Annotated in this window: 30 protein-coding genes and 1 pseudogene; 18 read left to right on the top strand and 13 right to left on the bottom strand. The window is 64.0% G+C overall.

Going from position 1 to position 24,136, the window contains the following annotated elements; all coding sequences use genetic code 11:
• Positions 1 to 2 precede the first annotated feature (2 nt).
• The 3 genes from IVB29_RS16530 to IVB29_RS16540 form a co-directional block, all read right to left on the bottom strand.
• On the bottom strand, positions 3 to 1,004 hold the full coding sequence (locus IVB29_RS16530) for a polysaccharide deacetylase family protein (protein ID WP_247504435.1): 1,002 nt from the start codon (positions 1,002 to 1,004) through the stop codon (positions 3 to 5).
• A gap of 164 nt (positions 1,005 to 1,168) precedes the next feature.
• Positions 1,169 to 1,735 (bottom strand): glutathione peroxidase, encoded by a 567-nt coding sequence (locus tag IVB29_RS16535; RefSeq protein WP_247504436.1) that lies wholly within the window; start codon positions 1,733 to 1,735, stop codon positions 1,169 to 1,171.
• Positions 1,736 to 1,824: 89 nt separating this feature from the next.
• Entirely contained in the window at positions 1,825 to 3,456 is a 1,632-nt protein-coding gene (locus IVB29_RS16540) for a L,D-transpeptidase (RefSeq protein WP_247504437.1), read from the bottom strand.
• A gap of 208 nt (positions 3,457 to 3,664) precedes the next feature.
• Here IVB29_RS16540 and IVB29_RS16545 point away from each other — a divergent pair, with 208 nt between their 5' ends.
• Entirely contained in the window at positions 3,665 to 4,213 is a 549-nt protein-coding gene (locus IVB29_RS16545) for a CreA family protein (protein ID WP_247504438.1), read from the top strand.
• Between the two features lie 19 nt (positions 4,214 to 4,232).
• On the opposite strand, the gene IVB29_RS16550 is transcribed toward IVB29_RS16545, so the two are convergent.
• Positions 4,233 to 4,421 carry a hypothetical protein gene (locus tag IVB29_RS16550; protein WP_247504439.1) on the bottom strand — a complete coding sequence of 63 codons (189 nt, stop codon included), beginning with the start codon at positions 4,419 to 4,421 and terminating at the stop codon, positions 4,233 to 4,235.
• 416 nt (positions 4,422 to 4,837) lie between these two features.
• On the opposite strand from IVB29_RS16550, the gene IVB29_RS16555 reads away from it, so the two are divergent.
• Together IVB29_RS16555 and IVB29_RS16560 are read left to right on the top strand one after the other, a co-directional pair.
• Positions 4,838 to 5,002, top strand: coding sequence for a hypothetical protein (locus tag IVB29_RS16555; protein WP_247504440.1), 165 nt, complete (start codon positions 4,838 to 4,840; stop codon positions 5,000 to 5,002).
• Between the two features lie 34 nt (positions 5,003 to 5,036).
• On the top strand, positions 5,037 to 5,402 hold the full coding sequence (locus IVB29_RS16560; protein ID WP_247504441.1) for a hypothetical protein: 366 nt from the start codon (positions 5,037 to 5,039) through the stop codon (positions 5,400 to 5,402).
• 4 nt (positions 5,403 to 5,406) lie between these two features.
• Here IVB29_RS16560 and IVB29_RS16565 read toward each other — a convergent pair whose 3' ends face one another.
• The gene (locus IVB29_RS16565; protein ID WP_247504442.1) at positions 5,407 to 5,652 is read right to left on the bottom strand and encodes a DUF6719 family protein; all 246 of its coding nucleotides are present in this window, start codon (positions 5,650 to 5,652) and stop codon (positions 5,407 to 5,409) included.
• Positions 5,653 to 5,719: 67 nt separating this feature from the next.
• The gene (locus IVB29_RS16570) at positions 5,720 to 7,189 is read right to left on the bottom strand and encodes a PLP-dependent aminotransferase family protein (protein ID WP_247504443.1); all 1,470 of its coding nucleotides are present in this window, start codon (positions 7,187 to 7,189) and stop codon (positions 5,720 to 5,722) included.
• A 74-nt stretch (positions 7,190 to 7,263) separates the two neighbouring features.
• Between IVB29_RS16570 and IVB29_RS16575 the strand changes: the two genes are divergently transcribed.
• From IVB29_RS16575 to kynU, 5 genes are all read left to right on the top strand, one after another.
• Positions 7,264 to 7,989, top strand: coding sequence for a pyridoxamine 5'-phosphate oxidase family protein (locus IVB29_RS16575; RefSeq protein ID WP_247504444.1), 726 nt, complete (start codon positions 7,264 to 7,266; stop codon positions 7,987 to 7,989).
• Between the two features lie 52 nt (positions 7,990 to 8,041).
• A complete protein-coding gene (locus IVB29_RS16580; protein WP_247504445.1) occupies positions 8,042 to 9,319 on the top strand; it encodes an ArgE/DapE family deacylase in 1,278 nt (425 codons plus the stop codon).
• A gap of 266 nt (positions 9,320 to 9,585) precedes the next feature.
• A complete protein-coding gene (locus tag IVB29_RS16585) occupies positions 9,586 to 10,395 on the top strand; it encodes an alpha/beta hydrolase (protein ID WP_247504446.1) in 810 nt (269 codons plus the stop codon).
• 34 nt (positions 10,396 to 10,429) lie between these two features.
• Positions 10,430 to 11,269, top strand: coding sequence for a tryptophan 2,3-dioxygenase (kynA, locus tag IVB29_RS16590; protein ID WP_247504447.1), 840 nt, complete (start codon positions 10,430 to 10,432; stop codon positions 11,267 to 11,269).
• 20 nt (positions 11,270 to 11,289) lie between these two features.
• Positions 11,290 to 12,492, top strand: coding sequence for a kynureninase (gene kynU / locus IVB29_RS16595; RefSeq protein ID WP_247504448.1), 1,203 nt, complete (start codon positions 11,290 to 11,292; stop codon positions 12,490 to 12,492).
• Between the two features lie 156 nt (positions 12,493 to 12,648).
• On the opposite strand, the gene IVB29_RS16600 is transcribed toward kynU, so the two are convergent.
• Positions 12,649 to 13,437, bottom strand: a complete 789-nt coding sequence (locus IVB29_RS16600; protein ID WP_247504449.1) for a cobalamin-binding protein — start codon at positions 13,435 to 13,437, stop codon at positions 12,649 to 12,651.
• A 119-nt stretch (positions 13,438 to 13,556) separates the two neighbouring features.
• Here IVB29_RS16600 and IVB29_RS16605 point away from each other — a divergent pair, with 119 nt between their 5' ends.
• Together IVB29_RS16605 and IVB29_RS16610 are read left to right on the top strand one after the other, a co-directional pair.
• Entirely contained in the window at positions 13,557 to 13,955 is a 399-nt protein-coding gene (locus IVB29_RS16605) for a PaaI family thioesterase (protein WP_247504450.1), read from the top strand.
• A 152-nt stretch (positions 13,956 to 14,107) separates the two neighbouring features.
• Positions 14,108 to 14,737 (top strand): GNAT family N-acetyltransferase, encoded by a 630-nt coding sequence (locus tag IVB29_RS16610; protein WP_247504451.1) that lies wholly within the window; start codon positions 14,108 to 14,110, stop codon positions 14,735 to 14,737.
• Positions 14,738 to 14,813: 76 nt separating this feature from the next.
• On the opposite strand, the gene IVB29_RS16615 is transcribed toward IVB29_RS16610, so the two are convergent.
• The 3 genes from IVB29_RS16615 to IVB29_RS16625 all read right to left on the bottom strand — a co-directional run bounded on the left by IVB29_RS16615 (position 14,814) and on the right by IVB29_RS16625 (position 16,216).
• A complete protein-coding gene (locus tag IVB29_RS16615; RefSeq protein WP_007591844.1) occupies positions 14,814 to 15,119 on the bottom strand; it encodes a hypothetical protein in 306 nt (101 codons plus the stop codon).
• 85 nt (positions 15,120 to 15,204) lie between these two features.
• Positions 15,205 to 15,504, bottom strand: a complete 300-nt coding sequence (locus IVB29_RS16620) for a putative quinol monooxygenase (protein ID WP_247504452.1) — start codon at positions 15,502 to 15,504, stop codon at positions 15,205 to 15,207.
• 25 nt (positions 15,505 to 15,529) lie between these two features.
• A complete protein-coding gene (locus IVB29_RS16625) occupies positions 15,530 to 16,216 on the bottom strand; it encodes a DUF2161 family putative PD-(D/E)XK-type phosphodiesterase (RefSeq protein ID WP_247504453.1) in 687 nt (228 codons plus the stop codon).
• Between the two features lie 142 nt (positions 16,217 to 16,358).
• On the opposite strand from IVB29_RS16625, the gene IVB29_RS16630 reads away from it, so the two are divergent.
• On the top strand, positions 16,359 to 16,706 hold the full coding sequence (locus IVB29_RS16630) for a GrlR family regulatory protein (protein ID WP_247504454.1): 348 nt from the start codon (positions 16,359 to 16,361) through the stop codon (positions 16,704 to 16,706).
• Here IVB29_RS16630 and IVB29_RS16635 read toward each other — a convergent pair.
• A complete protein-coding gene (locus IVB29_RS16635) occupies positions 16,703 to 17,383 on the bottom strand; it encodes an SDR family oxidoreductase (RefSeq protein ID WP_247504455.1) in 681 nt (226 codons plus the stop codon). The two genes, IVB29_RS16630 and IVB29_RS16635, sit on opposite strands and share 4 nt — an antisense overlap.
• A 118-nt stretch (positions 17,384 to 17,501) precedes the next feature.
• On the opposite strand from IVB29_RS16635, the gene IVB29_RS16640 reads away from it, so the two are divergent.
• Complete coding sequence (locus IVB29_RS16640) at positions 17,502 to 18,239, top strand: SGNH/GDSL hydrolase family protein (protein ID WP_247504456.1); 738 nt, start codon at positions 17,502 to 17,504, stop codon at positions 18,237 to 18,239.
• Here the strand turns inward: IVB29_RS16640 and IVB29_RS16645 are convergent, their stop codons facing one another.
• Entirely contained in the window at positions 18,240 to 18,983 is a 744-nt protein-coding gene (locus IVB29_RS16645; protein WP_247504457.1) for a tyrosine-protein phosphatase, read from the bottom strand.
• Between the two features lie 63 nt (positions 18,984 to 19,046).
• On the opposite strand from IVB29_RS16645, the pseudogene IVB29_RS16650 reads away from it, so the two are divergent.
• Positions 19,047 to 19,372, top strand: a pseudogene (locus tag IVB29_RS16650) (MliC family protein).
• 110 nt (positions 19,373 to 19,482) lie between these two features.
• On the opposite strand, the gene IVB29_RS16655 reads toward IVB29_RS16650, so the two are convergent.
• The gene (locus IVB29_RS16655; protein WP_247504467.1) at positions 19,483 to 19,686 is read right to left on the bottom strand and encodes a DUF2735 domain-containing protein; all 204 of its coding nucleotides are present in this window, start codon (positions 19,684 to 19,686) and stop codon (positions 19,483 to 19,485) included.
• Positions 19,687 to 20,223: 537 nt separating this feature from the next.
• On the opposite strand from IVB29_RS16655, the gene IVB29_RS16660 reads away from it, so the two are divergent.
• The 5 genes from IVB29_RS16660 (at position 20,224) to IVB29_RS16680 (ending at position 23,942) form a co-directional block, all read left to right on the top strand.
• Positions 20,224 to 21,258 (top strand): glutamine synthetase beta-grasp domain-containing protein, encoded by a 1,035-nt coding sequence (locus IVB29_RS16660; RefSeq protein ID WP_247504458.1) that lies wholly within the window; start codon positions 20,224 to 20,226, stop codon positions 21,256 to 21,258.
• A gap of 198 nt (positions 21,259 to 21,456) precedes the next feature.
• On the top strand, positions 21,457 to 22,158 hold the full coding sequence (locus IVB29_RS16665) for a GrlR family regulatory protein (RefSeq protein WP_247504468.1): 702 nt from the start codon (positions 21,457 to 21,459) through the stop codon (positions 22,156 to 22,158).
• 19 nt (positions 22,159 to 22,177) lie between these two features.
• The gene (locus IVB29_RS16670) at positions 22,178 to 22,864 is read left to right on the top strand and encodes a substrate-binding domain-containing protein (protein ID WP_247504459.1); all 687 of its coding nucleotides are present in this window, start codon (positions 22,178 to 22,180) and stop codon (positions 22,862 to 22,864) included.
• A 32-nt stretch (positions 22,865 to 22,896) separates the two neighbouring features.
• Positions 22,897 to 23,718: a tetratricopeptide repeat protein gene (locus IVB29_RS16675; protein ID WP_247504460.1), complete on the top strand. Its 822-nt coding sequence runs from the start codon at positions 22,897 to 22,899 to the stop codon at positions 23,716 to 23,718.
• Positions 23,719 to 23,792: 74 nt separating this feature from the next.
• Positions 23,793 to 23,942, top strand: a complete 150-nt coding sequence (locus IVB29_RS16680) for a hypothetical protein (RefSeq protein WP_007591825.1) — start codon at positions 23,793 to 23,795, stop codon at positions 23,940 to 23,942.
• Positions 23,943 to 24,136: the final 194 nt, after the last annotated feature.

The raw sequence follows: 24,136 nt of genomic DNA on the forward strand, positions 1-24,136 counted from the left end.
GACTATTCCGAAACCGTCGTCACCACGGAATTCACCGGCCGGCTGCTCACCGTCGGCAGCTTGATGTCCTTCATCAGCTCCTGGTCATATTCGGGCAGCGTCGAGGCCGGGAACTTGGCACGCATCGCCACGACCTTGTAGCCGCTGGCCTTCAGCCGCTTGAGCAACTCCGGCAGGGCTTCGGCGGTGTGCTTCTGGAAGTCGTGCATCAGGATGATGCCCTTGCCCTTGTTGTCGAGCTTCTTCATCACGGTCTCGATCACCTTCTCGGGCTTGGACGCCTTGAAATCGAAGGAATCGATGTCGCAGGAGAAGATCGCCGTGTTGCGGTTGCCGAGATAGGTGACCATCTCCGGCGGATGCTGGAGCGCCGGGAAGCGGAAGAACGGAGAGGGCGAGATGCCGCCGAGCGCCCACTTCACCGCGGAAAGGCCCTTCTCGATCTCTTCCTTGCGCTGCGCCTCGGTAAGCTTCTTGTTGTTGAGATTGGCGTGCGACCAGGTGTGGGTGCCCACGGTGTGGCCGGCCGCGTAGACCTGCTTGAGGATCTCCGGCTCATAGGTCGCGTGCTTGCCGATCGAGAAGAAGATGCCGGTGGTGCATTCGTCGGCGAGCGCCTTCAGCACGGCGGGGGTGTTCTTCGGCCAGGGGCCGTCGTCGAAGGTGAGCACGACCTCCTTGTCGCGCAGGAAGTCGAGCTCCTTGAAGTGCTCGAAGCCGAAGCCCGGACCGCCTGTGGTGTCGATCTCGACGGTGCGGGCGACCCCGAGCGCGCCGGGCGTGTTGCAGGCCGCGCGGGCGGGCTGCGGCGCCTGTTGCGGCGGGGGCGGATTGATGAAGCCGGCTGGCGCGGCGGCAGCTGGCGCGGGAGCAGCAGCAGGTGCTGCGGCCGGTGCGGCCTGCGTCGCGGCGGCGGGCTTTGCGGCTGGGGTCTGCGACCATGCCGCGCCTGCCATGCCCAGAGACATAGCGCTTGCCAAAATCAGTTTTGCCGCCACACGCATGGTGTTGTCCTCGAGATTGATCCCGTTGTTCCGCCGAAGTTTTTCGCCTCCGGCAAAACCATCCTGCCCCAAACGATCCTAGCCTAGATGGTGGGCCCTCGCCATTGCAACGGCTGTTTGGCGCCCCGCCACAATTGTGCCCAACCGGATTGGGCCGCGCTGCGTCAGCTGTCGGCCAGCGCTTTGGCGATGGCTGTCTTGATCCGCGTATCGGTCGGCTCGACGGCGGACGGATAGACCTCGGCAATGTAGCCGTCACGGCCGATCAGGTATTTATGGAAGTTCCAGCGCGGAACGTCCCGGGGGCGCGCCTCTGCCGCCCATTTGTAGAACGGATGCGCCTTGGCTCCGGTCACGACCGCCTTGGCCGCGATCGGGAAGGTAACGCCGTATTGATGGTGTGCGGTCTCGGTGATCTCGCTGGTGCCGCCAGGCTCCTGGCCGCCGAAATCGTTGGAGGGCACGCCGATGACGGTGAGCCCGCGTTCGCGAAACTCGCTCCAGAGCTCTTGCAGGCCTGCGTATTGCGGAGTGTAGCCGCAGAGCGATGCGGTATTCACCACCAGCAGAGGTTTACCGATGAACGCGGCAAGGCGGATGTCGTCGCCGGACAATGCCGGGAAGGAGAAGGCGTAGGCCGGGATCCGGCTCATGCCGCCATCGGCAAGCGCGCGCGTTGCGGATGCTGTCGTCGCAACAAGCGCGGCGAGCATGGTCCTGCGGTTTAGCATGGCGACGTCCCCCGACGTGTTCCGGGACACACTTTACCCCGTCGGCGCAAGCGGCCTCGTCAACACCGCGTTATCGGGACCGACGAGGCCTAGTACAGGCGGACGATGAAATCGGTGCCTTCGCCGGTCTCGCCCTGGTTGATGCCCTGGTCGGAGACGATGATCGAGCCGCCGGAGGTCAGCATCTCGTTGATCTTCGCCATGGTGTCGGCGGGGATCGCGATGCGGTCGAGGGCTTCGGTCGGGCTGTCCGGCGCGACCACGGGCTTGACTGTAACAGGCTTGGCGGCGACGGGGATCACGGCGGCGCCACGCTGGTGGCGCGTCACGCGACTGTCGTCCTCGCGTGCGGCCGAGCGCGCCGAGACGGGCAGCGACACCACCGACCAATGCAGCGCATTGGAATCGGTCTTGTCGACTTCCGCGGTGAAGATATGCGTGCCGAGCGGCCGGTCGCTCGCGGCGATCGTGACCGGCACCTCGAACAACGGCGCAAAATTCTGCCGCACGTAGAGCTTGGAATCCTTGCGGCTGATGAAGACCGCGATCTGTCCGGCCCGCTTCGGCGCTTCCGGCTTTGCCGCCGGCGCGGGCTCGGCGACGCGGCTCTCGTCCTTCTTGGTATCAGGCGCTGGTGCCGCAGCCGTCAGGGGCGCGTCGGGCTTCTTCGCGCTGTCGACGGCTTCGGCGTTGGCAGGCTCGGCTTTCGCGGGCTCTGTCTTGGTCGGCTCGGTCTTGGCAGACTCGACCTTGTCGTCGGTTGGCGTCGAAGTTTTGGGTGCTTCCGCGGCCTCGGCGGGCTTCGCTTCGGTGCTGGCGGACTTGGTCGCGTCAGATGCCTCGACCTTGTCTGTTGATGTGCCGGCCTCCTCGCGCACAGGCGCGTTTCCGGTCGTCATATCCGACATCACGGTGTGGCCGACCGACGAGCGCAGCTCCAGCACGGCATCGGCGCTGGCGGTCTTGGTCTCAACCGGCTTCGCGTCGCTGGCGTTGACGTCGGCGGCAGCCTTGTCCGCCTTGTCACCGGCACTGGTCTGGGGCGCGAGGCTGGCCGCGGGCTGCGGCGGCACGCGCACGGAGGCGAGCAACGGGTGCTGGAAATCGTGCGGCGTCATCTCGCCGGGCGCGACGATCACGCGCGCGCCCATCTTGGTCCAATTCCACATCTTCACGGCGAACGCCATCGGCATGCGGATGCAGCCATGCGAGGCCGGATAGCCGGGCAGCACGCCGGCGTGCATCGCGATGCCGGACCATGTGACCCGCTGCATGTACGGCATCGGCGCGCCGCTATAGATGTTGGAGTGGTGGAATTTGTGCTTCTGGATGACGCTGAACACACCCATCGGCGTCGAATGGCCCTTCATGCCTGTCGACACCGGAGATTCCGCGAAGACGCCATGGGTGTCGTAGACCGTCACCTTCTGCCGGTCGATCGAGACGACGATGACGAGGGGGCCTTGCGGCTTGGCGCCGACTTCCTTCTCGGCGACGGCGTCCTTTTTGCCGGCCGCACCGCGCTTTTGCGGCTTCTGGCGGGGAACTTCGGAATGCCGATCCTGCCGCGAGGCGTAGGACCCGTCGGAATAATCCGGCCAGTAGTAAAATGCTGCTTCAGCCCGGTTGGCCGTACCGATCGCACCCGCCGCCGTCAAAATGGCGACCTGCCAGAGCCGTGCCGGCTTGGCAGAAAAACCAGACCCGTTCACGCTATTCATCCTCGAATCCATAATCCAAATCAGACGTTAGTGTCGCAGAGGGGATACGCGTTCACCAGCAGGGCGGTTCTGCCGTCAGCTACTTTTGTCCAACTCGTAGCAAAAAAGCCTCACAGGACGGTAAACGGCGGCCGCGGAGCGCGGCCTGTCATCTTCCTGAGCGGCCACCCCATGCCTACATTGTCAGGACTTGTTACCGGAGAACTTCATGTCATCTCGTTTCCCCGGTCTTTCCAGCATCCGCTTGAAAGGCCTCGCTTTATTCCTTCTGGCTCTGCTCGCGCCTGTGGCGTCCGCATCTGCCGCCGATGAGCCCGATCTGATCTTCCGCCGCTCCACCGTGTTCAAATGGATGAGCCCGAACGACAAGCTCGCGACCTACGGCCTCGATGATCCCGAGGTCGAGGGCGTGGCCTGTCATTTCACCATACCCGAGAAGGGCGGTTTCAAGGGCTGGCTCGGCCTTGCCGAGGAGGTCTCGGACATCTCGCTGGCCTGCCGCCAGGTCGGTCCGATCAAGTTCAAGAACAAGATGGAGCAGGGCGACGACATGTTCCGCCAGCGCCGCTCATTGTTCTTCAAAAAGATGCAGATCGTGCGCGGCTGTGACGCCAAGCGCAACGTGCTGGTCTACATGGTCTATTCGGACAGGCTGATCGAGGGCTCGCCGAAGAACTCGACCTCGACGGTGCCGGTCATGCCGTGGGGACCGGGGGACGCAAACGTCCAGAAGTGCGGAGAGTTCTTCACTCAGTGACGCGCTGACGCGCTTGCGTTCACTCAGTGACGACAGTGCGGTTGACGCGCGGCTTCGCGAGATGCGAGCCGGTCAGTCGCACGAACGCTTGTGGCACGGCTTCATAGCCGCGGCCCGACTGTATCGCCATGACGCCGACGCCGTTGCGAATGGACTGTTGGTCGTCGCGGTCCGCGTCGCGCGCCGTTGCGCGATCTTGCGCCGTCATTATGGCAATCCCTCAACTGAACGCGCCCGGTGGTTCCGGGCTTCTCGGTTTCGATGGTTTGGGTCGCAGCCGACGCGCCTTCGGTTCGACGGGACCCAGCCTTCGTTTGGGTTTCTGTTCAGCAGAAAAACGTAAAATGCGTGTGAAGCGGTGAAGGCGCGGACATGACAGCGTGCTGCGCGCGGCAAGTTTCAAGCGCGAACGGAGCCTGCCAGGCGACTTTGAACCGCAGCGCGATCCATCTGATAAGATTGGGTTTTTTCGCTGAATGTTTCGTCGTCCCGGACCCGACGAAACAATTCTCACAAAGATGAAACCATTTTCCGTTTTTGGCGCATCACGCGCGAAACCGCCCATGGTTATCAGGTTCACAACGACGACGGCGCACCGCCGGCCACCGATTGAGGGACAAGACCATGCGCGCGCTCAGCTTCATCCTTGCTTTCGGTTTCGTGCTCGCCGGTTCCTCGTTTGCCGGCGCACCTGATGGCAACCTCCCCGGTATCGGCACCTTCCAGTACAGCGGCTCGCCGATCACCACGACGGCGCCGCAGCCGATCGTTGTTGCCGCGCGCTTCTGATCGCCGACAAAAAAATCAGCCGTCAAAGGCCATCATGAATTTCCGCATTTGCGCCGCAGCATTCATCTCCCTTCTGACGATCAGTGCCGCCGAGGCGCAGGTCCGCGCTCCCTCCAGGCTACCAGACCCCCGCACCGAGTTTGTGCGCCAGTGCGCGCCGCGAATGCTCGGGCGGTGGGAACATCCCGAAGAAGTCTGCGGCTGCCTGCATGATCATGCCGCCGCGGCCGTTGAGGACCGCGACCTGCGCGAGGCGCTTTTGCGCGGCATCAGCGAGACCGGCGTGCCTACGATCGAGACCGATTGGGTGCCGGCGTCGAAGCAAAGCGAGATCGGCCCGACCTTCACCAAGATCGCCAAGCCAACCCTTCAGTGCATGTTCGACCCGGCGAAATCCTAAGCCTTCACTTCGATTTCGGACCAAACCGCGGTACGCAGGAAGCGGTCCGTGCCACGCCCTGGTCGGTCATCTTCGCGCCGCGTATTTCCTTGACCTGCCCGGCAGGGCAGGTTCCGTCATCCACCTGCACGCGCTGGCCGAGCTTGAGATCGGTGATGTCCTGTTCGCGTCCGACCGTGACGGCATGCGCCATCGTCGCGAGCGTAACGGAGATCAGGAGCGAGAGGCAGGCTGCGTGGCGGAGAAGCATGGCGAAAGGTCCCGGCGTCAATTCCGCAATGTAGGGGCCGGTTCGCGATTCTGATAGTAAACCTTTGTCACGCTCGCCGGGCCGACTTGCCTTTAACGCGCAAGGCGGCGCGCGATTCCCGCGCGAGCCGTTCTGCCGATGCCACGAGTTGTGGAACCGCGTGCCCAGAAAATCCCAGGACGAAGCCGGGCAGGGGACGCGCGCGGGAATAGGTGTCGGCTAGCAGCCAGCCTTCCGCGCCGGCGGCCCGCTTTGCCTCTGCTGCGACCGACAGTTCGACCGATGGATCGAACCGGGCGACGAGGTGCAGCCCCTGCGACGGCACCGGCACAGACAATGCACCGTCGGATCTGGCCTCCAGCGTCTCGGCCAGTGCGTCGCGCGCCTCCCGATAAAGTTTTCGCACCCGCTTCAAATTCGCGGCGAACGCGCCGGAATTGAGCATGTCGGCGACCGCGCCTTCCATCAGCGTGCCGGGAAAGCGGTCGAGCGCGGCGCGTGCGGCGGTCACGTCGCCGATCAGGCGCTCGGGCAGGGCGCAATAGCCGATGCGCAGACCCGGAAATAGCGTCTTGGCAAAGGTGCCCATGTAGATCACGCGCTGGAGATGATCGATGCCGGCGAGCGACATCAGCGGCGCGCCGTCATAGCGGAACTCGCTGTCGTAATCGTCTTCCAACACGAAGGCGCCAACTTGCTTCGCCCAGTCGAGCAGCTCGAGCCGTCGCGGCATCGACATCTGCACGCCGAGCGGAAACTGGTGCGACGGCGTCACATAGGCGGCGCGTGCGTTGGGCCCCGCGGTGCGGCCTTTGGCGACGCGCATGCCGTGCTGGTCGACGGGGACCGGCACGGCGCGATAGCCGCAATGCGCGATGGTGTTGCGCGCAGCGGGGTAACCCGGGTCCTCACACCAGACCTGGTCGTTGGGTTTGAGGATCGCGCTCAGCACGATCCGCAGCGCATGCAGCGTGCCTGATGTGAGCATGATCTGGTCGGGATCGCAGCGCAGGCCGCGCGCCGACAACAGATGATCGGCGATCGCCGCGCGCAGTTCGCGGCTGCCGCGGGGATCGCCGTAATGCAGATGTTCGGATCCGAACGCGCGCATGCGCCGGCCGACGAAGGCGCGAAAACGCTGCACCGCGCGCTCGTCGATATGGGTGCAGCCGAGCGAGAAGGCGCCTTGCTTTGGAGCTTCGACCACGATCTTCGGCTTCTTCGGTTCAGTCGCGCGTGCCGGAATGCGCGCGGCGACGAAGGTGCCGGAGCCGACGGTCGCGTCGGCAAAGCCGTCGGCAATCAGGCGCTCATAGGCGGTGACGACGGCGTTGCGTCGAAAGCCCGTCTGCTTCGCCAGCGTGCGCGATGGCGGCAGCGGCTCGCCGGGCTTGACGAGGCCGGAGACGATCATCTCGCACAGCGCCTGATACAGCCGGTGCGCGGCGGAAGCGCCTGCGGTGATGTGCGGCCCGGTGAGGTCGAGCGGCAGCTCAGCCTTGCCGGGCGAGGAAGAATTGGTTGGAATTTTTTGCATGGAATTGGCACTATCGCAGACCAAATCCACGGCTACAACTCTCCTGGATTGTTCCATTCCCGACAGGAGCGGCCGTGAGCCAGACCGAGAGCGAAAATTCCTATCCGACGTCAGCGCGCAATCAGGTCAAGCGCCGTCACGACCGCGGCTTCTACGATCACGAGACGGTTCACCGCATCCTGGATTCCTCGATGATGTGCCACGTCTCCTATGCGATCGATGGTCAGCCCTATTGCACGCCCACCTTCTTCTGGCGCGAGGGGACCAAGCTGTACTGGCACGGCTCGAGCGCCAGCCGCATGCTGCGCAACCAGACCAAGGGCGAACGGGTGTGCCTGACGGTCGCCCATCTCGACAGCCTCGTGCTGGCGCGCTGCGGCTTCAACCATTCCGCCGACTACCGCGCGGTGATGGCGTTCGGCACCGCCTATCTCGTCACCGACGCGGACGAGAAGGAGCGGGCGGTAATCGCGATGGTCGATCGCTTTTTCCCGGACCGCACCGCGAGCCTGCGGACGAGCAGCACCCAGGAGATCAAGGCGACCTCGTTCATCGCGATGGAGATCGAGGAAGCCTCCGCAAAAATCCGCGCCAAGGGTGTCGCCGACGACGAGGAGGACTACGAATTGCCTGTTTATGCCGAGCGCATTCCCGTGCGCACCGTTCTCGGCGCGCCCGAGCCGTGTCCGCGCCTGCTCGACGGCGTCAGCCGGCCTGCGACACTCGCTGGCTATTCGGAAGGCCGACTGCTCGAAGATGCATTGCGGGATGCATATTTTGTGGAGTACCCGAACGGCTGAAATCGGCTAGCTTGCGCGCTCCTTCGACCAACTGGATGCCCGGAGTAGCCTGATGAATGCCGAAACGCAGCAGAGGATTCTTGACGCCGTCGATGCCGGCTTCGAAGCCCAGCTTGCGACCACAAGCGAGTTCGTCGCGATCCCTTCGACCCGCGGGGCGGAGGGGCCATGCCAGGACATGATCGGCGACCTCCTGCGCGCACGCGGCTACGAGGTCGACGACTGGCACATCAATGTCGACGATCTCAAGGACCTGCGCGGCTTCGGCCCGATCGAGCATGATTTCTCGAAGGCGCGCACCGTGGTCGGCACCTATCGTCCCAAGACCGAGGCCGGCAAATCGCTGATCCTCCAGGGCCATTGCGACGTGGTGCCGGCAGGGCCGCTGGAATTGTGGGACACGCCGCCGTTCTCGCCCGTCATCAAGGACGGCAAGATGTTCGGCCGCGGTGCCTGTGACATGAAGTCGGGCACCATCGGCGCGCTCTATGCCCTCGATGCGATCAAGGCCGCCGGGCTCACACCGACGGCGCGCATTCACTTCCAGTCCGTGATCGAGGAGGAGAGCACCGGCGTCGGCGCGCTCTCGACGCTCCAGCGCGGCTATCGCGCGGACGCCTGCTTCATTCCGGAGCCGACCGCCGGCAAGATGGTGCGCTCGCAGGTCGGCGTGATCTGGTTCCGGCTGCGCGTGAAGGGCCATCCGACCCATGTCGCCTTTGCCGGCTCAGGCTCCAATGCGATCATGGCGGCCTATCATCTCGTACATGCCCTGCAAAAGCTCGAGATCGAGTGGAACGAGCGCGCCAAGGCGGATCGTCATTTCAAGACTCTCAATCACCCCATCAACTTCAACCCGGGCATCATCAAGGGCGGCGATTGGGCTTCCAGCGTGCCGGCCTGGTGCGATGTCGATTGCCGCATCGCGATCCTGCCGGGCTGGTCGGTGGCCGATCACCAGAAGGAGATCATGGCCTGCGTCGCTGCTGCCTCGCGCAACCACCGCTTCCTCGCCAACAATCCGCCGGAGGTCGAATGGTCCGGCTTCCTGTCGGAAGGTTACGAGCTGACCGACTCTGCTGCACCGGAAGCCGCATTCGGCAAGGCCTTCAACAAGGTCTATGGCGGCGCGGTCGAGGACCTCGTCTTCACCGCGCTCACCGACACCCGCTTCTATGGTCTCAATTACGGCATCCCCAGCCTATGCTTCGGCGCCAGCGGCGGTGAGATGCACGGCTTCAACGAATTCGTCGACCTGGAGTCGCTGAAGAAGACCACCAAGGCGATGGCGCTGTTCATCGCGGAATGGTGCGGGGTGGAGAAGGCGTAGCGGGCGAGATCTCGTAGGGTGGGCAAAGGCGCTCTTGCGCCGTGCCCACCAGTCCTCCCCGATACGACGAAGATGGTGGGCACGCTGCGCTTTGCCCACCCTACGATGTCTCGCTTGCTGGAGCATCTAAGCGGAAATATCTTGCCGCTGCGCTGCCCTCAACACGAGCTTCCCCAAATCCTTTAAGCTTAAAATAAAGACTAGGATGCCGCCTTGACCGGTGGCAGACTGGCATCTGGTCGCAGGACGAGTCCTCGGGAGCAACGATGCGCGATTGGGATGATGCTTACGCCAATTCGGCCCATATCCCGGGCTCGGACAAGATGCCGGCACAGTGGGCGGAACGGGCCGCCGCCTACCGCGCCAGTCTGAAGGATTTCCGCGCCGACATCGCCTATGGCTCCGGTGAGCGCCAGCGTCTCGACCTGATCCTGCCCGACGGCGACAGCAAGGGCCTCGTCGTCTTCGTCCATGGCGGCTACTGGATGCGCTTCGACAAATCGACCTGGACCGATCTTGCGGAAGGCGCACGGCACCACGGCTGGACCGTGGCGCTGCCGAGCTACACGCTGACGCCGGCCGCGCGCATCTCCGACATCACAGCAGAGATCACCGCCGCGATCGCCAAGGCGGCTTTGCTCGTCGCAGGACCGATCCGGCTCGCCGGGCATTCGGCCGGCGGTCATCTCGTCACGCGCATGCTGTGTGACGACAGCCGGCTCGAGCCCGCAATCTTCAACCGTATCGCCGGCACACTTTCGATCAGCGGCCTGCACGATCTGCGCCCGCTGCTCAAGACCAGGATGAACGAGACTCTCGGCATGACGATGGAGGAGGCGACGCTCGAAAGCGCGGCGCTGCATCCGCCGCGCGGGCATTCGCCCGTGACGGCCTGGGTCGGCGGCAGCGAGCGGCCGGAGTTCATCCGCCAATCCGACCTGATGGCCAATGTCTGGACCGGTTTCGACGTGCCGACACGCCTCGTGGTGGAGCCTGCGCTGAACCATTTCACCGTCATCGACGGGCTTAGGGATCCATCGTCGCAGATCACCGCGCGCCTGATCGGCCTCGACTGATGGCGCGAGGGATGATCGATCGAAAGGGCCAGCCATGACGTCCAGCGATTACGATCCCACGAAGGAAGGCGCCGAGACCGATTTCGCCCGGCGGATGTCCTATGGCGATTATCTGGCGCTGGACAAGATCCTCGGCGCGCAGCATCCGCTGTCGGAGGCGCATGACGAGATGCTGTTCATCATCCAGCATCAGACCACCGAGCTGTGGATGCGGCTTGCCATCCATGAGCTCAGTGCCGCGCGCGGCGCCATCGCCAAAGACGAGGTGCAGCCCGCGATGAAGATGCTGGCGCGGATGTCGCGCATCTTCGAGCAGCTCAACAACGCCTGGGACGTGCTGCGCACCATGACGCCGAGCGAATACACGCGCTTCCGCTCGCAGCTCGGCCAGTCCTCGGGCTTCCAGTCGCGGCAATACCGGCTGATCGAATTCCTGCTCGGCAACCGCAACCACGCCATGCTGAAGCCGCACGCGCACGATGAGGAAACGACAAAACTGCTGGAAGCCGAGCTCGCGACGCCAAGCCTCTATGACGAAGTGCTCAGGCTCGCCGACCGCAACGGGCTCACGATGCCGGCGGCCGTGCTGGCGCGCGACGTCCGCGAGACCCACAGTTTTAGCGAGGGCGTGCTCCAGGCCTGGCGGATCGTCTACGAGGCGCCGGAGACGCACTGGATGCTGTACGAGCTCGCGGAGAAGCTGGTCGATTTCGAGGACTACTTCCGCCGCTGGCGCTTCAACCATGTGACGACGGTCGAGCGCGTCATCGGCTTCAAGCGTGGCACTGGCGGCACCGGCGGCGTCAGCTATCTCAAGCGCATGCTGGAGGTCGAGCTGTTCCCCGAACTCTGGCGCGTCCGCACCATCCTGTAGAAATGCCCAAGAATAACTCCATGACCAGATATCGCGTCTATCACGACACCAAAGCGCTGTTCCATCTGCCTGACGGCGTGATCTATCTCGATGGCAATTCGCTCGGCGCGCTGCCGCTCGGTGTTGCCGAACGCGTGAGCCGCGTCATCACGACCGAGTGGGGCAACGAACTGATCCGTGCCTGGAACAGCGCGGGCTGGTACGCCCAGCCGCGCGTAGTCGGCGATCGCATCGCGCGGCTGATCGGCGCGGAGGCCGGATCCGTCATGGTCGGCGACACGCTGTCGCTGAAGGTCTATCAGGCGCTTGCGGCTGCGCTCGACATGAACGCGTCGCGCAAGATTGTCCTGTCGGACACCGGCAATTTTCCGACCGACCTCTACATGGCCGAAGGCCTGATTGCGACGCTGGGGCGCGGTCATCAATTGCGCCTGGTGGCGCCGAAGGAGATCGAGGCCGCGCTGTCGGACGAGATCGCCGTCCTGTACATCACCGAGGTCGATTACCGTACCGGTCGCCGCCACGACATGGCGAAGCTGACGGAGAAAGCGCATGCACTCGGTATCGTCACCGTCTGGGATCTCGCGCATTCGGCCGGTGCATTGCCGGTCGATCTCGCCGGCTGCGGTGCAGATTTCGCCGCGGGCTGCACTTACAAATACATCAACGCCGGCCCGGGTGCGCCGGCCTTCCTCTACGTCGCGCCGCGCCATGCCGACAGTGCACGCGCCGCCTTGTCGGGGTGGATGGGGCATGCAAAGCCGTTTGCGTTCGAGCTTGGCTATGCGGCCGCGGGCGGCGTCGAGCGCATGCGCGTCGGCACGCCGCCGGTGCTCGCAATGGCCGCGCTGGAGGCTTCGCTGGATATCTGGGACTGCGTCGATATTGCCGAGGTGCGGGCGCGTTCGCTGGCGCTCGGCGACTTGCTAATCGCCGAGGTCGAACGCCGTTGTCCGTCTCTGGCGTTGGTGACCCCGCGCGCGCATGGGCAACGCGGCTCACAGGTCTCCTTCGCTTTCGACGGCGGCTACGCCGCGATGCAGGCCCTGATCGCCCGCGGCGTCATCGGCGATTTCCGCGCGCCTGACATCATGAGGTTCGGGATCACGCCGCTGTATATCGGCGAGGCTGAGGTGATAAGGGCGGCCGGGATCATCGAGGAGGTGATCGCAGGCGAGGTGTGGCGGCAGCCGGAGTATCAGGTCGTGAATGCGGTGACGTGAGGTCTGCCGTGCCCCGGACGCGGCGCAGCGCTTCTTCAGCGGTGCGCCGCAGAGCCGGGGCCACGCTGCAGGGATTCCGTTGTGAGATGGGTCCCGGCTCAGCGCAGCAACGCCAGCGCGTTGCAGCGCGTCCGGGACACGAGAGCTGCGATCTCGCTATTTGAGTTCGCCCCACAACACCGTCACGATTGCATCGAGCCCGTCCGTCAACGCTGCCGGTCCCGGCTGCAGGATAATTGGCGACTTGATCTCGACGATACGGCCGTCCCGTACGGCCGGAATTTGACCCCAGCCATCGCGTTCCCGAATGCGGGCAGGAACAACCTTCTTGCCGCACCAGGAGGCGAGGATGACGTGGGGTGCTGCGTCCTGCACCGCATCCGCCGAGATGATGCGATCCTTTGCCGCCTGCCGAGAGCGCAGCTCCGCAAACACATCTTCGCCGCCGGCAATCTCGATCAGCTCCGACACCCAGCCGATGCCCGAGATCAATGGCTCGTCCCATTCCTCGAAATAGACCCTTGGGCGCGGCGAAGGGCGGGGTGTTGCCGCGATCGTGGCGAGGCGCCGCTCGAAACCTTGAGCGAGCTCCTCCGCACGCCCGGCAGCACCGACCAGCGCGCCCAGTGTCCGGATCATCGCAAGAATCCCGGCAATTTCGCGCTGGTTGAAGACGTGGACGTCGACGCCGGCGCGGACGAGATCGGCAACGATGCCGGCCTGGAGGTCGGAGAACGCCAGCACCAGGTCCGGTTCCAGCGACAGGATCTTCGGGATGTCTGCGGAGACGAAGGCCGACACCCGCGGCTTCTCGCGTCGCACCTGTGGCGGGCGGACGGCGTAGCCGGAGACGCCGACGATGCGATCCTGCTCGCCGAGCAGATAGAGGGTTTCGACCGTCTCTTCGGTCAGGCAGACGATGCGGCGGGGTGGGAAGTGGCGCATGGGAGGAGCATATGCGCTGATGCCGCAGGCGATGTCACGGTGGCCATGACCTCCGACGTCATTGCTTTGCCGCGCGAAGCAATTCACGCTGAGGCAACAATGAATTGGGAGGATTTCTGATGACGCCGCTCGAGAAACTTAAAGCGATGAAGATGCCGTTCGCCGAGCTCAAGGGCGTCGAGTTCGTGGAGGCCGAGAAGGATCGCGTGGTGGCGCGGATGATCGTTCGCCCCGATCTCTGCACGCTTCACCACACCATCCATGGCGGCGCAGTGATGGCGCTGGCTGATTCCGTCGGCGCGGCGGCGACCGTGATCAATTTGCCGGAGGACGCCAAGGGCACGACCACGCTGGAGAGCAAGACCAATTTCATCGGCGGGGCCAAGGAGGGAACCACGGTCGTCGCAACCGCGACCCCGGTGCACCGGGGCCGTCGCACCCAGGTCTGGACCACCCGGCTGGAAACCGAAGACGGCAAGCTGGTCGCATTGGTGACCCAGACGCAGCTGATCCTGTAAGACTACGGGGCTTTGATTTTGTTAACGAATTAGTCGCGTTCAATGCCTCAAACTTGGGCAGGTTCCCGTCTTGAAAAATTTGCTGCGGCGCACAATATTGGAGGCCTAGGGATTCGAACGCCTCCTCGAGGGATACCAAGAGGAGTTTTGACTTGTCACGCGAAGCAGATTCAGCACTTGAAGATACCACCCGCGCGCAGTCCGTTCCGGGCTATGTGCGGACCTTGAGCCAGCAGGAAGAATTGCCGCTTCTGCGCGATCACCTGCTCAGGCTCGATGCCGCGAGCCGGCACGACCGTTTCAACGGCTTTCTCGACGACAGCTTCATCGAGCGCTATGCCGCCCGCTGCGCCGAGGACGGCACCGTGATCGTAGCCTACATCGTCGAGGGCATGGTCCGCGGTGCGGCCGAGCTGCATCCGCCGGAGGGCGATTCGCTGCCCGAGGTCGCCTTCAGCGTGGAAGCCTCCGCGCGCCGCCAGAATGTCGGCACGATCCTGTTCAGCCGTCTGATCGCCGAAGCGCGCTGGAAGGGCTTTAAGCGCCTGCGTATTACCACCGGCGCCGAGAATCACGCCATGCGCGCGCTGGCCCGGAAGTTCGGCGCAAATCTGCAATTCCGCCATGGCGAATCGACCGGCACGATCGATCTCATCAAGACACCGGAAGCCGAGCTCGCCGATCTCGCGGCCTCGCCGTTCACGGCGGGGCGCGCTTTGCTCAGCTTCAATTCGACCTGCTGGAAGATCATCTCCAGCATGTACGGCAATCGCGCCGCCTGAAGCGAAAGCCACCTGAATCAAAAAGCGGACCGGCTAAAACCGGTCCGCTTTTGTTTTGGGGCAGGGAATGATGCGCTCAGGTGCCGGTGCGCTTGTCGTTGCCGAAGCGGCGCACGACGCGGCGCTCGACCACCACCGAGCGCTGTGCGCCCTGTTCGCCGGCGATCACGCGAGTGGAGGTGATGCGGCTGTTGGTGCGAACCTGCTTCTTGACTTCGGCCTGCACGACATCCAGCGGCATGCCCATCAGCGCTGCGGCGATCTCGGCCTGCTGCTCCTGATCGTCGGTGATGCCGACGGCGGCGAAGATCGCCTCGTCCAGAGTCGGGGGATCGTGGCGCACGCGCCGCGTGCCATATTTGGTATTCCAGTCTGCGTTCATAACGGCCTCGTTTGGATGCCGGGATACCTAGTGCCGCCGATGTTGCATTGCAATATAAATTTGGTGTGGCATCTCAGCTATGCACTCACGGTTTCTCGAGCTTGCTGGCGTCATAAAGGTCGAGGGTTGTCGGGCCCGTGGCCAACGCGCGCAAGTTGCGCACGAGCGCACCGGACGCAGATACCGCAAAATGGGCGGCCAAGGCTGCGCGGTCAGCCCATTGCTCGAAGAACACCAGCCTGAGCGGGTTCTCGCAGTCGACATGCACGGCATGCGAGATGCAGCCGGGCTCCTGTCGCGACCGATGAACGTGCTCGAGGCTCAGGCGCCGCGCCTCCTCGAACGTCTCGGGTCGGGTCGTTACGCTGCCGGTCACAACGATCATGCGACGTCTCCCGATGTAAGTGCCGCTAGGGCGGGGATGCCTCGCGGGCGGTGTCTTTCACAGGCGCTTGCGGCCAACGCTTCAACGCCGCGCGTCCGGCCTCGGTCAGCCGGTAGATGCCCCGCTCAGCGCGTTCGAACCAGCCATACACGTTGTTAAGCATGATCTTGCCGGCGTCGGGACAGCGTTGGCGCAATTCGCTCACGCGCCGCGGGCCTGCCGCAAGTTCCGAGGCGCAGGCCAGCGCCTGCTGCCGATAGGCCGTCATGATCGGTGCGCGCGTACTGCCGCCGAGCACGGGATCGCCCTGGCGGCGCTGATGCTCGGCCACGAGGCGCGAACGAATCTTGGGCTCTCGCCGCGGGGCTGCCGTCGGCGGCTTCACCAGCACCTCGACCTGGCCGCGGTCGGTTACCCCGAGCATACCGAAACCGAGCCGGCGGCAGAGATTGCGATAGCGCGCATCGCTCTCGCGTCCCTTGCCACGCACCGACATTTTAGCGGCGATCCAGACCTCGTCGCCGGCGGGCGCGCGGTCGACCGCCTGCAGGATCAGCTCGAGATTGAAGGCGAGCTTGAGCTCGCCGATCACCACCACCGGCGGATCGCCGGCGCTGAGGCCCACGAGATCGCAGCCGCCGATCTCGCCCTTGACCGAGAAGCCGAGCTCTTCGAGGAAGCGTTTGACGGGGAGATAAAGCTCAGTTTCCAAGGATAGCTTTCGAGTCTTGCGTTCAGATCCGAGAATCAGTTGCGGGCAGCTTAGCCCGGATCGGACTTGGCGCTCCCGCGCCATTTGATCGGGAACCGATGATCCGGCTATCCTGCGGGCGGGACAGTCTGGCACTGGCGACATGACAATCAGGAACGGGCTCTATCACATTCGCATCGAGATGCTCGATGCGGTCCAGGGCGGCAATCAGGGCGTTATGGTGCTGCGTGACGGAACCATGCGCGGCGGCGATTCATTCTTCTTCGCCTACGGCAGCTACACCTCGGCCGACGGCAAGTGGAAGGGCGAGCTGACCAACGAGGAGCACTCACCCTCATTCGACGAGCGCCCGGTGTGGGGCCGCAAGGCCGTGACCATCGGCTTCAGCGGCACTTACAATGACGAGACCGCCTATGGCGAGGGCATCGCGCTCGCAGGCAAGCAGAGCATCCGCTTCAAGGGCAATCTGCGGCTATTGGTGCCGGATTAAACCCGCCCGCCCACCGGGAGCAGCGCGCCGGTGACGCCGCTTGCGGCATCGCTTACGAGGAACAGGATCACCTCGGCGAGTTCCTGCGGCGTCACCCATTTGGAAAAGTCCGCCTTCGGCATGTCGGCGCGATTGGCCCCTGTGTCGATGATCGAGGGCAGCACCGCGTTCACCGTGACCTTACCTTTCCACTCGCTCGCCAGCGCTTCGGTCAGGCGATGCACGCCGGCCTTCGACGCCGCATAGGGGCCCATGCCGGAGCCGGCCTGAAGCGCGCCCATGGCGCCGATATTGACGATGCGGCCGGCCTTGGACGCGGCGAGGTGCGGCAGCGCCGCGCGCGAGGCGTTGAGCGCGGTCAGCACGTTGAGCGCATACATTCGCTGCCATGTCTTGATGTCGCCGTCGCCGACGGTCTCGAAGGCGAAGCCGCCGGCGATGTTGATCAGCGCGTCGAGCCGGCCAAAGTGCTTCGCGGCGGTCTCGACCGCCGTTGTCGCCTGCGTCGCGTCGGACAGGTCGACGCCGCCGATCTCGATTCTTTCAGGCGTCGCCGACATCTGCGAGGGGGCGTGATCGATGCCGGCGATCCGTGCGCCGCGAGACTGCGCAGCCTCAGCGACCACCTTGCCCAGTGCGCCGAGCGCTCCGGTCACGACAATGACTTTTCCCTGCACGAGACTCTCCGTCGTTTCACTTCGGGTTGACTATTGCGCGGGCTGAATTGGACTTGCAATGGCGGCGGCTTCAAGGCTGAATGATTGCTACAACCTTGGATGGCGGGAGGGGGGCGATATGTCCGAAAGTCTGCCTGTCGTGGACATTCCCCAAGGCATCATCAAGCTTGAGCGCCCACTATCAAACTTCTTCGACGCGCTGCGTGGAGGAGGGCCGGTTCGCGTCGTGGCGATGGGATCGTCCTCGACGGCAGGGCGGGCTGACGTCGTGCCTTACCCCTATCGTCTCGAGATGTATCTGAGGCAGCACTACGCCGAACCTTTGCCGAATGTCCGGATCGACGTCTTGAATCGGGGCAGGGGTGGAGAGGAAGCTCCGAAAGAGTTCGATCGCTTCGATGCCGATATCTTTTGCGATAATCCGCCTCTCGTGCTTTGGCAGGTCGGCACCAATGCCGTCTTTCGCAAGCAGGACTTCAATTTCAAGGAGGTCGTCGACAAGATTGCCGAGGGCGTGCGTCTACTTGCCAAGCATCCGATCGACGTCGTGTTGATCGACCCGCAATATGTGACGGCCATGCTCCGTGATGACAAGGCGGAGCTTTCGGAAACGATGGTTTCGGAGATCCGAAAAATCGCCGATGAAGCGAAGATCAGCGTGTTTCAGCGCTGGGCTCTGATGCGGCATTGGCACGTAAGCAACGAGGTGTCGTTCGAGCAACTGCTCGACCCCACGGATGGCGACAAGCTCCATCAGAGCGACTGGAGCACGCTTCAGGTCTCCAAGGCGCTGTGCAAGGCGATCACGGACGCAACCACGGCGGCGGGATGGCTGGCGGCTGGGCAGAAATCCTGATCACACCTGCAGATAACGCGCCTTCAGTGCGGTCTGCTCTGCAGTGCCGAGCTTGAGGCCGTCGCGCAAGTAGGTTTCGAGATCGCCGTATTCGCTACTGACGGCCTCGAACGCCGCCGCGAGGTAAGAGGCCTCGACGTTGCCGATGGCATTGCGCACGTCCTCGGGTAGATCGATGGCGGCCGTCGCGTCGCGCTTGTAGTGCTGGTTGGTCAATAAATAGTCCTCGGCAATGACCTCGTCGGCCACGCCGAGCGCATGCAGGATCAGCGCGCCGGCAAAGCCGGTGCGGTCCTTGCCGGCGGTGCAATGGATCACGAGCGGCGCGCGGTCTTCCAGCAGATGGCCGAACAGCGCGCGAAAGCTGTGCGTGTTGTGGCGGACATAGTTGCGATAAGACTCGCGCATGAGCTCGAGCGCGACCGGTGCGGTCAGCCTGCCCCTGGCGAGCTCGGCGCGCAGCCCCGCCACGACTGTCGGTTCGATCGGCAGCGAGTGCACCGTGATCTCGTTCACCACGCAGACGCCGGCCGCGCGCTCCTCGACGCCGCGAAAATCGAATGCGCTTCGCACCCCGAGCGCGCGGACGATCTCGATGTCGGCGGCGGTGAGCTGGCCGAGATGGTTGGATCGGAAGATGTGGCGCCAGCGCGTGGTGCGGCCGTCAGTTGTGGCGTAGCCGCCGAGATCGCGAAAATTGCTGGCGCCTTGCAGGGCGAGATGACGGAGAGGGGAGGCTTGCACAGAGGAGTCTTGCATCGGATCAGCTTTTGTTATGTTGCCGGTGGACTATTACAGGGGGCGATCATGGACCGGCACAAGGCCATTGTTTTGGCGATCACCATGCTGGCGGGCGGAATTTTCGCTGCGCGGCAGGCCGATGCGCAGACGTTCCGGACCTATCGCTGCGCCGATGGTACGCAGTTCATCGTCGGGTTTTATGACGAGGACCAGCGCGCTTTCCTCCAGATCGACGGCGAGCCTGCCACGCTTGCCAAGCGGCTGACGGTTTCCGGCGCGCGCTATTCGGGGGCGGGGATCACGCTGAGGATTCCCAAGAGCGGGGCCACTACGGTCAAGCATCTGAAGCGGCCGGTGAGGCCTGCGCAGCGGTCGACAAGCCCGGGCTCTAGCCGGAACGACAACACGAATCAAAAAGGGCCGAAACCTCGTTGTTTCGACCCTTTTTAGATTGCCGCCCGGCGCATGTGGGAGCGCTGGGGTATCAAACCAAACGCAGGCATCAGCGATCCCATTTCGGCTTGGCCTCATCGACGGCTTCCTGATGGTACCAGCTGCCGCTGCAGATCGTCTCGTTCACGGGGAGCGAGAGACGGTCAGCAGGAAGGCGGGTCTCACCGGAGTGGCGTCCTGCAAGAGCCGCGCGGCCCCCGACAGGGAATTGATAGATCGTTGCCGATCCCTGACTCAGTCCGTTGTTCATCATTGCGGTATCTCCTCGGGCCCAAGCGCTTGCCTCCATGGTGCGCCCGACTCGTTGGCTTGTGGTTACTGGAGTCCCCATATCGGCGCCGCACTCCGAAATGCAAAGTGCTGAAAAGGAAATCAGGCTCAGCTCATTTTGTAGGCAGAGAGCCGTCTGCATTCTCCAAGGCACCACGTTGATGACTAACGCTTGGGCCATTGCGAAGGTTGCGGGCGGGGGCTCCTGACTTTGCAAAAATTGCCGCACGTTGATGCGCGTTTCATCGGCAACCTCTGGCAATGCACCATCTGCTCCAGAATCATGCGTTTTACGCGGGATTTTTGCAGTGCAGCTTCACGAGAAGGTGCGCTTCTATGACGCACGCTGCCGTGGACGGTTTAGCAACAGCGGGAGGCCCGGGTCGCGGTGGATAACCTCCCGCGCTGCGGCCTTTTGGCACGTAAAATGCTTGGAAAGGGTCGGCCGATAGTGGCCGGGTAAACAATCGTGCGGGGGCCCCCGGGCCCCCACCTTTCGCATCATCTACAGAGAGGCTCAATGACCAAGTATAAGCTCGAGTACATCTGGCTCGACGGATATACGCCGACTCCGAACTTGCGCGGCAAAACCCAGATCAAGGAATTCGCGTCGTTCCCGACGCTCGAGCAGCTTCCGCTCTGGGGCTTTGATGGCTCCTCCACCCAGCAGGCCGAAGGCCACAGCTCGGATTGCGTGCTGAAGCCGGTCGCCGTCTATCCGGACGCCGCGCGGGAGAACGGTGCGCTGGTGATGTGCGAAGTCATGATGCCCGATGGCAAGACCCCGCACTCCACCAACAAGCGCGCGACCATCCTCGACGATGCCGGCGCCTGGTTCGGCTTCGAGCAGGAATACTTCTTCTACAAGGACGGCCGTCCGCTCGGCTTCCCGGAGGCTGGCTATCCGGCGCCGCAGGGCCCGTACTACACCGGCGTGGGTTATTCGAATGTCGGCGCGGTCGCGCGTGAGATCGTCGAGAAGCATCTCAATCTCTGCCTCGCCGCCGGCATCAACCACGAAGGCATCAACGCCGAAGTGGCGAAGGGCCAGTGGGAATTCCAGATCTTCGGCAAGGGCTCCAAAAAGGCCGCTGACGAAATGTGGATCGCTCGCTACCTGATGCAGCGGCTCACCGAGAGCTACGGCATCGACATCGAGTATCACTGCAAGCCGCTCGGCGACACCGACTGGAACGGCTCCGGCATGCACGCCAACTTCTCGACCGAGTACATGCGCACGGTCGGCGGCAAGGAGTATTTCGAGGCGCTGATGGCGGCCTTCGACAAGAACATCATGGACCACATCGCCGTCTACGGCCCGGACAACGACAAGCGTCTGACCGGCAAGCACGAGACCGCGCCGTGGAACAAGTTCAGCTACGGCATTGCCGATCGCGGCGCTTCGATCCGCGTTCCGCACTCCTTTGCCAACAACGGCTACAAGGGCTATCTGGAAGACCGCCGTCCGAACTCGCAGGGCGACCCATACCAGATCGCTTCGCAGATCCTGAAGACGATCGCGTCCGTGCCGACCGAACAGAAGGCGGTCGCCTAAGATCCTCCCGGCCCGGGCTAGGGGGCTGGCCCGGGTTGGCATTCAATCCGCCGGAGCCGAAAGGCTCCGGCGGATTTTTGCATTCTGATGACAGCCATTGTTGTGGGTCTGCCGGCCATGCCGGCTTGCAGTCTGTCCATCGCCGGCCAAACCGGGATAGAGTGCTCTCCGATGCGCGCGGGGCCGGGGACACGGCTGGTGTTTGAAGGCTTCTACAAGACGAGATTTCAGCTCGGCGACGCCGTCGGCCGGAGCGTGATGCATGTCGGCAATGGCAAGATGCTGGGGGGCAATTCGGCCTTCGCCCATATCGGCACCTATGAGAGAACCGAAGTCGGCGTCGACATCGTCATCAAGACCGTGCGCCACAACCCCGACCCGACCTACCGTGCCATGGCGGGCACCGACGATGCGACCCTGCTCGCAAAGGGCTGGCCTGACGGCGATCTCTATCGCTTGAAGGGCGAGCTCAGGGAGCTGCCCGGCGTGCCGTTCCAGTCGGTGATGACGCCGATCACGGAAGGCGAGGTGCCGATCGCGGGCAGTGTCGGCGAGGGCGGCATTGCCGACGGTCTTTACTCGGTTCACCTGCGCATGCTCGACGGCGTCGATGGCGGCCTGACCGGCGTGATGCTGCTCAACCGGGGCCGCATCCTTGGCGGCGACGCCTCGTTCTACTATCTCGGCAGCTACACCGCCGCGAACGGCCGCTGGAAGGGCCAGATCCTCAATCAGGAGCACACGCCGGCCAAGGACGATCCGATCTTCGGCGGCCACGAGGTCGGCATCGGCTTCTCCGGCAGCTATGACGCGGAACAGGCGGTGCTGGACGCAACGGCGCTCGCCGGCAAGCGCAGCCTGCGCTTGACCGCCGCGCTCAAGCTGATGCACAGCGCCTGATCGATATCCGGGAAGACACATGACAAGCACCATTCGCATGCTCTCGACGCTCGGCCTGATGGGGGCGATGCGCAGCCTGTCCACCGCCTTCGAGACCGCGAGCGGCATTCACGTCGATGCCGACTTCGCGCCGACCCTGGCGCTGCTCAAGCGCCTGCGCGACGGCGAGGCGGCCGATCTCGTGATCCTGACGCGCGAGGGGCTCGACGAGATGATCGGCGAGGGCCGCGTGATCGCCGGCACCGCAGCCGATCTGGCGCGCTCCTTCGTCGGCATCGCCGTGCGGGCAGGGCAGCCGCATCCCGATATCGCCAGCGAAGCCGCGCTGCGCAAGACGGTGCTTGCGGCGCGGTCAGTCGCTTATTCGCGGCTGGGCGCGAGCGGCGTGTATTTCGCCCAGTTGATCGTGCGGATGGGGATCGCGGATGAGATCAACGCCAAGGCGACCATCGTCGAGCAAGGTTTTACCGCGGAGCGGCTCGTCAGCGGCGAGGCTGATCTGGCCGTACAGCAGATCAGCGAGCTGAAGCAGGTCGCGGGCATCGAGGTCGTCGGCCCGGTCCCGCACGATTTGCAGACACCGGCCGTGTTCTCCGCCGGCCGCATGGCCAATGCGAACAATGCCGAAGCCGCCGACCGGCTGCTGCGCTATCTGGCATCGCCCGAGGTCGTGCCGGTGCTGCGCCAATCGGGACTCGAGCCTTGAAATCGCCGGCACGCGGACGCAACGTGGTGTCCATGCGAACTTATCTCCTTGCCATCATTTTCGCGCTCGCCGCGCCCCTGGCTGCACATGCGCAATCGGCCGACCTCGTCCTGTGCGACCGGGTCGCCGCCGATCCCAGCGATCCCGACAAGCCGGCCGATGTGAAGGGCGTGAGCGAGATCGCTTCCTCAGACGTTGCGACCGCCATCAAGTTCTGCAAGCAGGCGGCACCATCGTCGCGGCGCGCGATGTTCGCGCTCGGGCGCGCCTATGCAGCCAACCGGCAGACGGCGGAGGCGATTGCCGCCTGGCGCAAGGCGGCCGACAAGGGATCAAGCGCGGCCATGGTCGAGCTCGGCGTGCTCTACGGCACCGGCTCCGGCGTTGCGAAGGACGAGGCGCAGGCGCGCAAATTGTTCGAGAAGGCGGCGCAGGCAGGCAATCCCCGCGGCGTCAGCAACCTTGCCGCCGTCGGCGGTGCAGGTGGTGCGGTTCCGGCCGATCCCGCGCAGGCCCGCGCGCTGCTGAGCAAGTCCGCCGAAACCAACGCGGAGGCGCAGTACCAGCTCGGCCTGATGCTGTCCGAAGGTACGGGCGGCGCGAAGGACGACGTTGCGGCGCGGGCGCTGTTCGAGAAGGCGGCGGCACAAAACCATTCCGGCGCGCTGGAGCGGATGGGTGCCTTCGCGCAGGAAGGCCGCGGCGGTGCGAAGGACAAGGACGCCGCAAAGGCCTATTACGAGCGCGCTTCAGCGCTCGGCGACGAGGACGCCAAGGCGGCGCTGGAGCGGCTGCGCTGTCCCTATGCGATCAAGGACAAGCAGGGCAAGCTCGTCACCACGCTGTGCTTCTGATCCCCGGCGGAGAAACGCGGAACGGATCGCGTGCCGAGCGGGTTGAATCCGAAAGCATGACAGGAGGCGCAACCATGATCCGCAAGCTCGCATCCGGCGAATACCGTCTCTATTCGCGCAAGGTGAATCCCAAGACCGGCAAGCGCCGCAACCTCGGTACCTTCAGAAGCCGTGCGGCGGCGGAGAAGCACGAGCGCGAGGTGCAATATTTCAAGCGCCACTGACGCATGAGCAAGGCGGTCCGGGACCGGCCAAAGCAAAAAGCTCGAAAACAACCCCATGCACCGTAGCCAAGTCGTTGAAATCGCTGGGGCGCCGAAATCACTTGTCGGTTGAGATCGTTAATTTCTGATTTAGCGAAAAATGTCTTGCCCCGTCGAGGCTGAGCAAGAATTGGTCGTTGGCGGCCTTAGGCGAT

It is taken from the genome of Bradyrhizobium sp. 1 (genome assembly GCF_023073315.1).
GTDB lineage: Bacteria > Pseudomonadota > Alphaproteobacteria > Rhizobiales > Xanthobacteraceae > Bradyrhizobium.

Coding starts and splice junctions, on each gene's coding strand:
- IVB29_RS16530 (WP_247504435.1), bottom strand. CDS start 1,004: ATGCGTGTGGCGGCAAAACTGATTTTGGCAAGCGCTATGTCTCTGGGC.
- IVB29_RS16535 (WP_247504436.1), bottom strand. CDS start 1,735: ATGCTAAACCGCAGGACCATGCTCGCCGCGCTTGTTGCGACGACAGCA.
- IVB29_RS16540 (WP_247504437.1), bottom strand. CDS start 3,456: ATGAATAGCGTGAACGGGTCTGGTTTTTCTGCCAAGCCGGCACGGCTC.
- IVB29_RS16545 (WP_247504438.1), top strand. CDS start 3,665: ATGTCATCTCGTTTCCCCGGTCTTTCCAGCATCCGCTTGAAAGGCCTC.
- IVB29_RS16550 (WP_247504439.1), bottom strand. CDS start 4,421: ATGACGGCGCAAGATCGCGCAACGGCGCGCGACGCGGACCGCGACGAC.
- IVB29_RS16555 (WP_247504440.1), top strand. CDS start 4,838: ATGCGCGCGCTCAGCTTCATCCTTGCTTTCGGTTTCGTGCTCGCCGGT.
- IVB29_RS16560 (WP_247504441.1), top strand. CDS start 5,037: ATGAATTTCCGCATTTGCGCCGCAGCATTCATCTCCCTTCTGACGATC.
- IVB29_RS16565 (WP_247504442.1), bottom strand. CDS start 5,652: ATGCTTCTCCGCCACGCAGCCTGCCTCTCGCTCCTGATCTCCGTTACG.
- IVB29_RS16570 (WP_247504443.1), bottom strand. CDS start 7,189: ATGCAAAAAATTCCAACCAATTCTTCCTCGCCCGGCAAGGCTGAGCTG.
- IVB29_RS16580 (WP_247504445.1), top strand. CDS start 8,042: ATGAATGCCGAAACGCAGCAGAGGATTCTTGACGCCGTCGATGCCGGC.
- IVB29_RS16585 (WP_247504446.1), top strand. CDS start 9,586: ATGCGCGATTGGGATGATGCTTACGCCAATTCGGCCCATATCCCGGGC.
- kynA (WP_247504447.1), top strand. CDS start 10,430: ATGACGTCCAGCGATTACGATCCCACGAAGGAAGGCGCCGAGACCGAT.
- kynU (WP_247504448.1), top strand. CDS start 11,290: ATGACCAGATATCGCGTCTATCACGACACCAAAGCGCTGTTCCATCTG.
- IVB29_RS16600 (WP_247504449.1), bottom strand. CDS start 13,437: ATGCGCCACTTCCCACCCCGCCGCATCGTCTGCCTGACCGAAGAGACG.
- IVB29_RS16605 (WP_247504450.1), top strand. CDS start 13,557: ATGACGCCGCTCGAGAAACTTAAAGCGATGAAGATGCCGTTCGCCGAG.
- IVB29_RS16615 (WP_007591844.1), bottom strand. CDS start 15,119: ATGAACGCAGACTGGAATACCAAATATGGCACGCGGCGCGTGCGCCAC.
- IVB29_RS16620 (WP_247504452.1), bottom strand. CDS start 15,504: ATGATCGTTGTGACCGGCAGCGTAACGACCCGACCCGAGACGTTCGAG.
- IVB29_RS16630 (WP_247504454.1), top strand. CDS start 16,359: ATGACAATCAGGAACGGGCTCTATCACATTCGCATCGAGATGCTCGAT.
- IVB29_RS16640 (WP_247504456.1), top strand. CDS start 17,502: ATGTCCGAAAGTCTGCCTGTCGTGGACATTCCCCAAGGCATCATCAAG.
- IVB29_RS16655 (WP_247504467.1), bottom strand. CDS start 19,686: ATGATGAACAACGGACTGAGTCAGGGATCGGCAACGATCTATCAATTC.
- IVB29_RS16660 (WP_247504458.1), top strand. CDS start 20,224: ATGACCAAGTATAAGCTCGAGTACATCTGGCTCGACGGATATACGCCG.
- IVB29_RS16670 (WP_247504459.1), top strand. CDS start 22,178: ATGACAAGCACCATTCGCATGCTCTCGACGCTCGGCCTGATGGGGGCG.
- IVB29_RS16675 (WP_247504460.1), top strand. CDS start 22,897: ATGCGAACTTATCTCCTTGCCATCATTTTCGCGCTCGCCGCGCCCCTG.
- IVB29_RS16680 (WP_007591825.1), top strand. CDS start 23,793: ATGATCCGCAAGCTCGCATCCGGCGAATACCGTCTCTATTCGCGCAAG.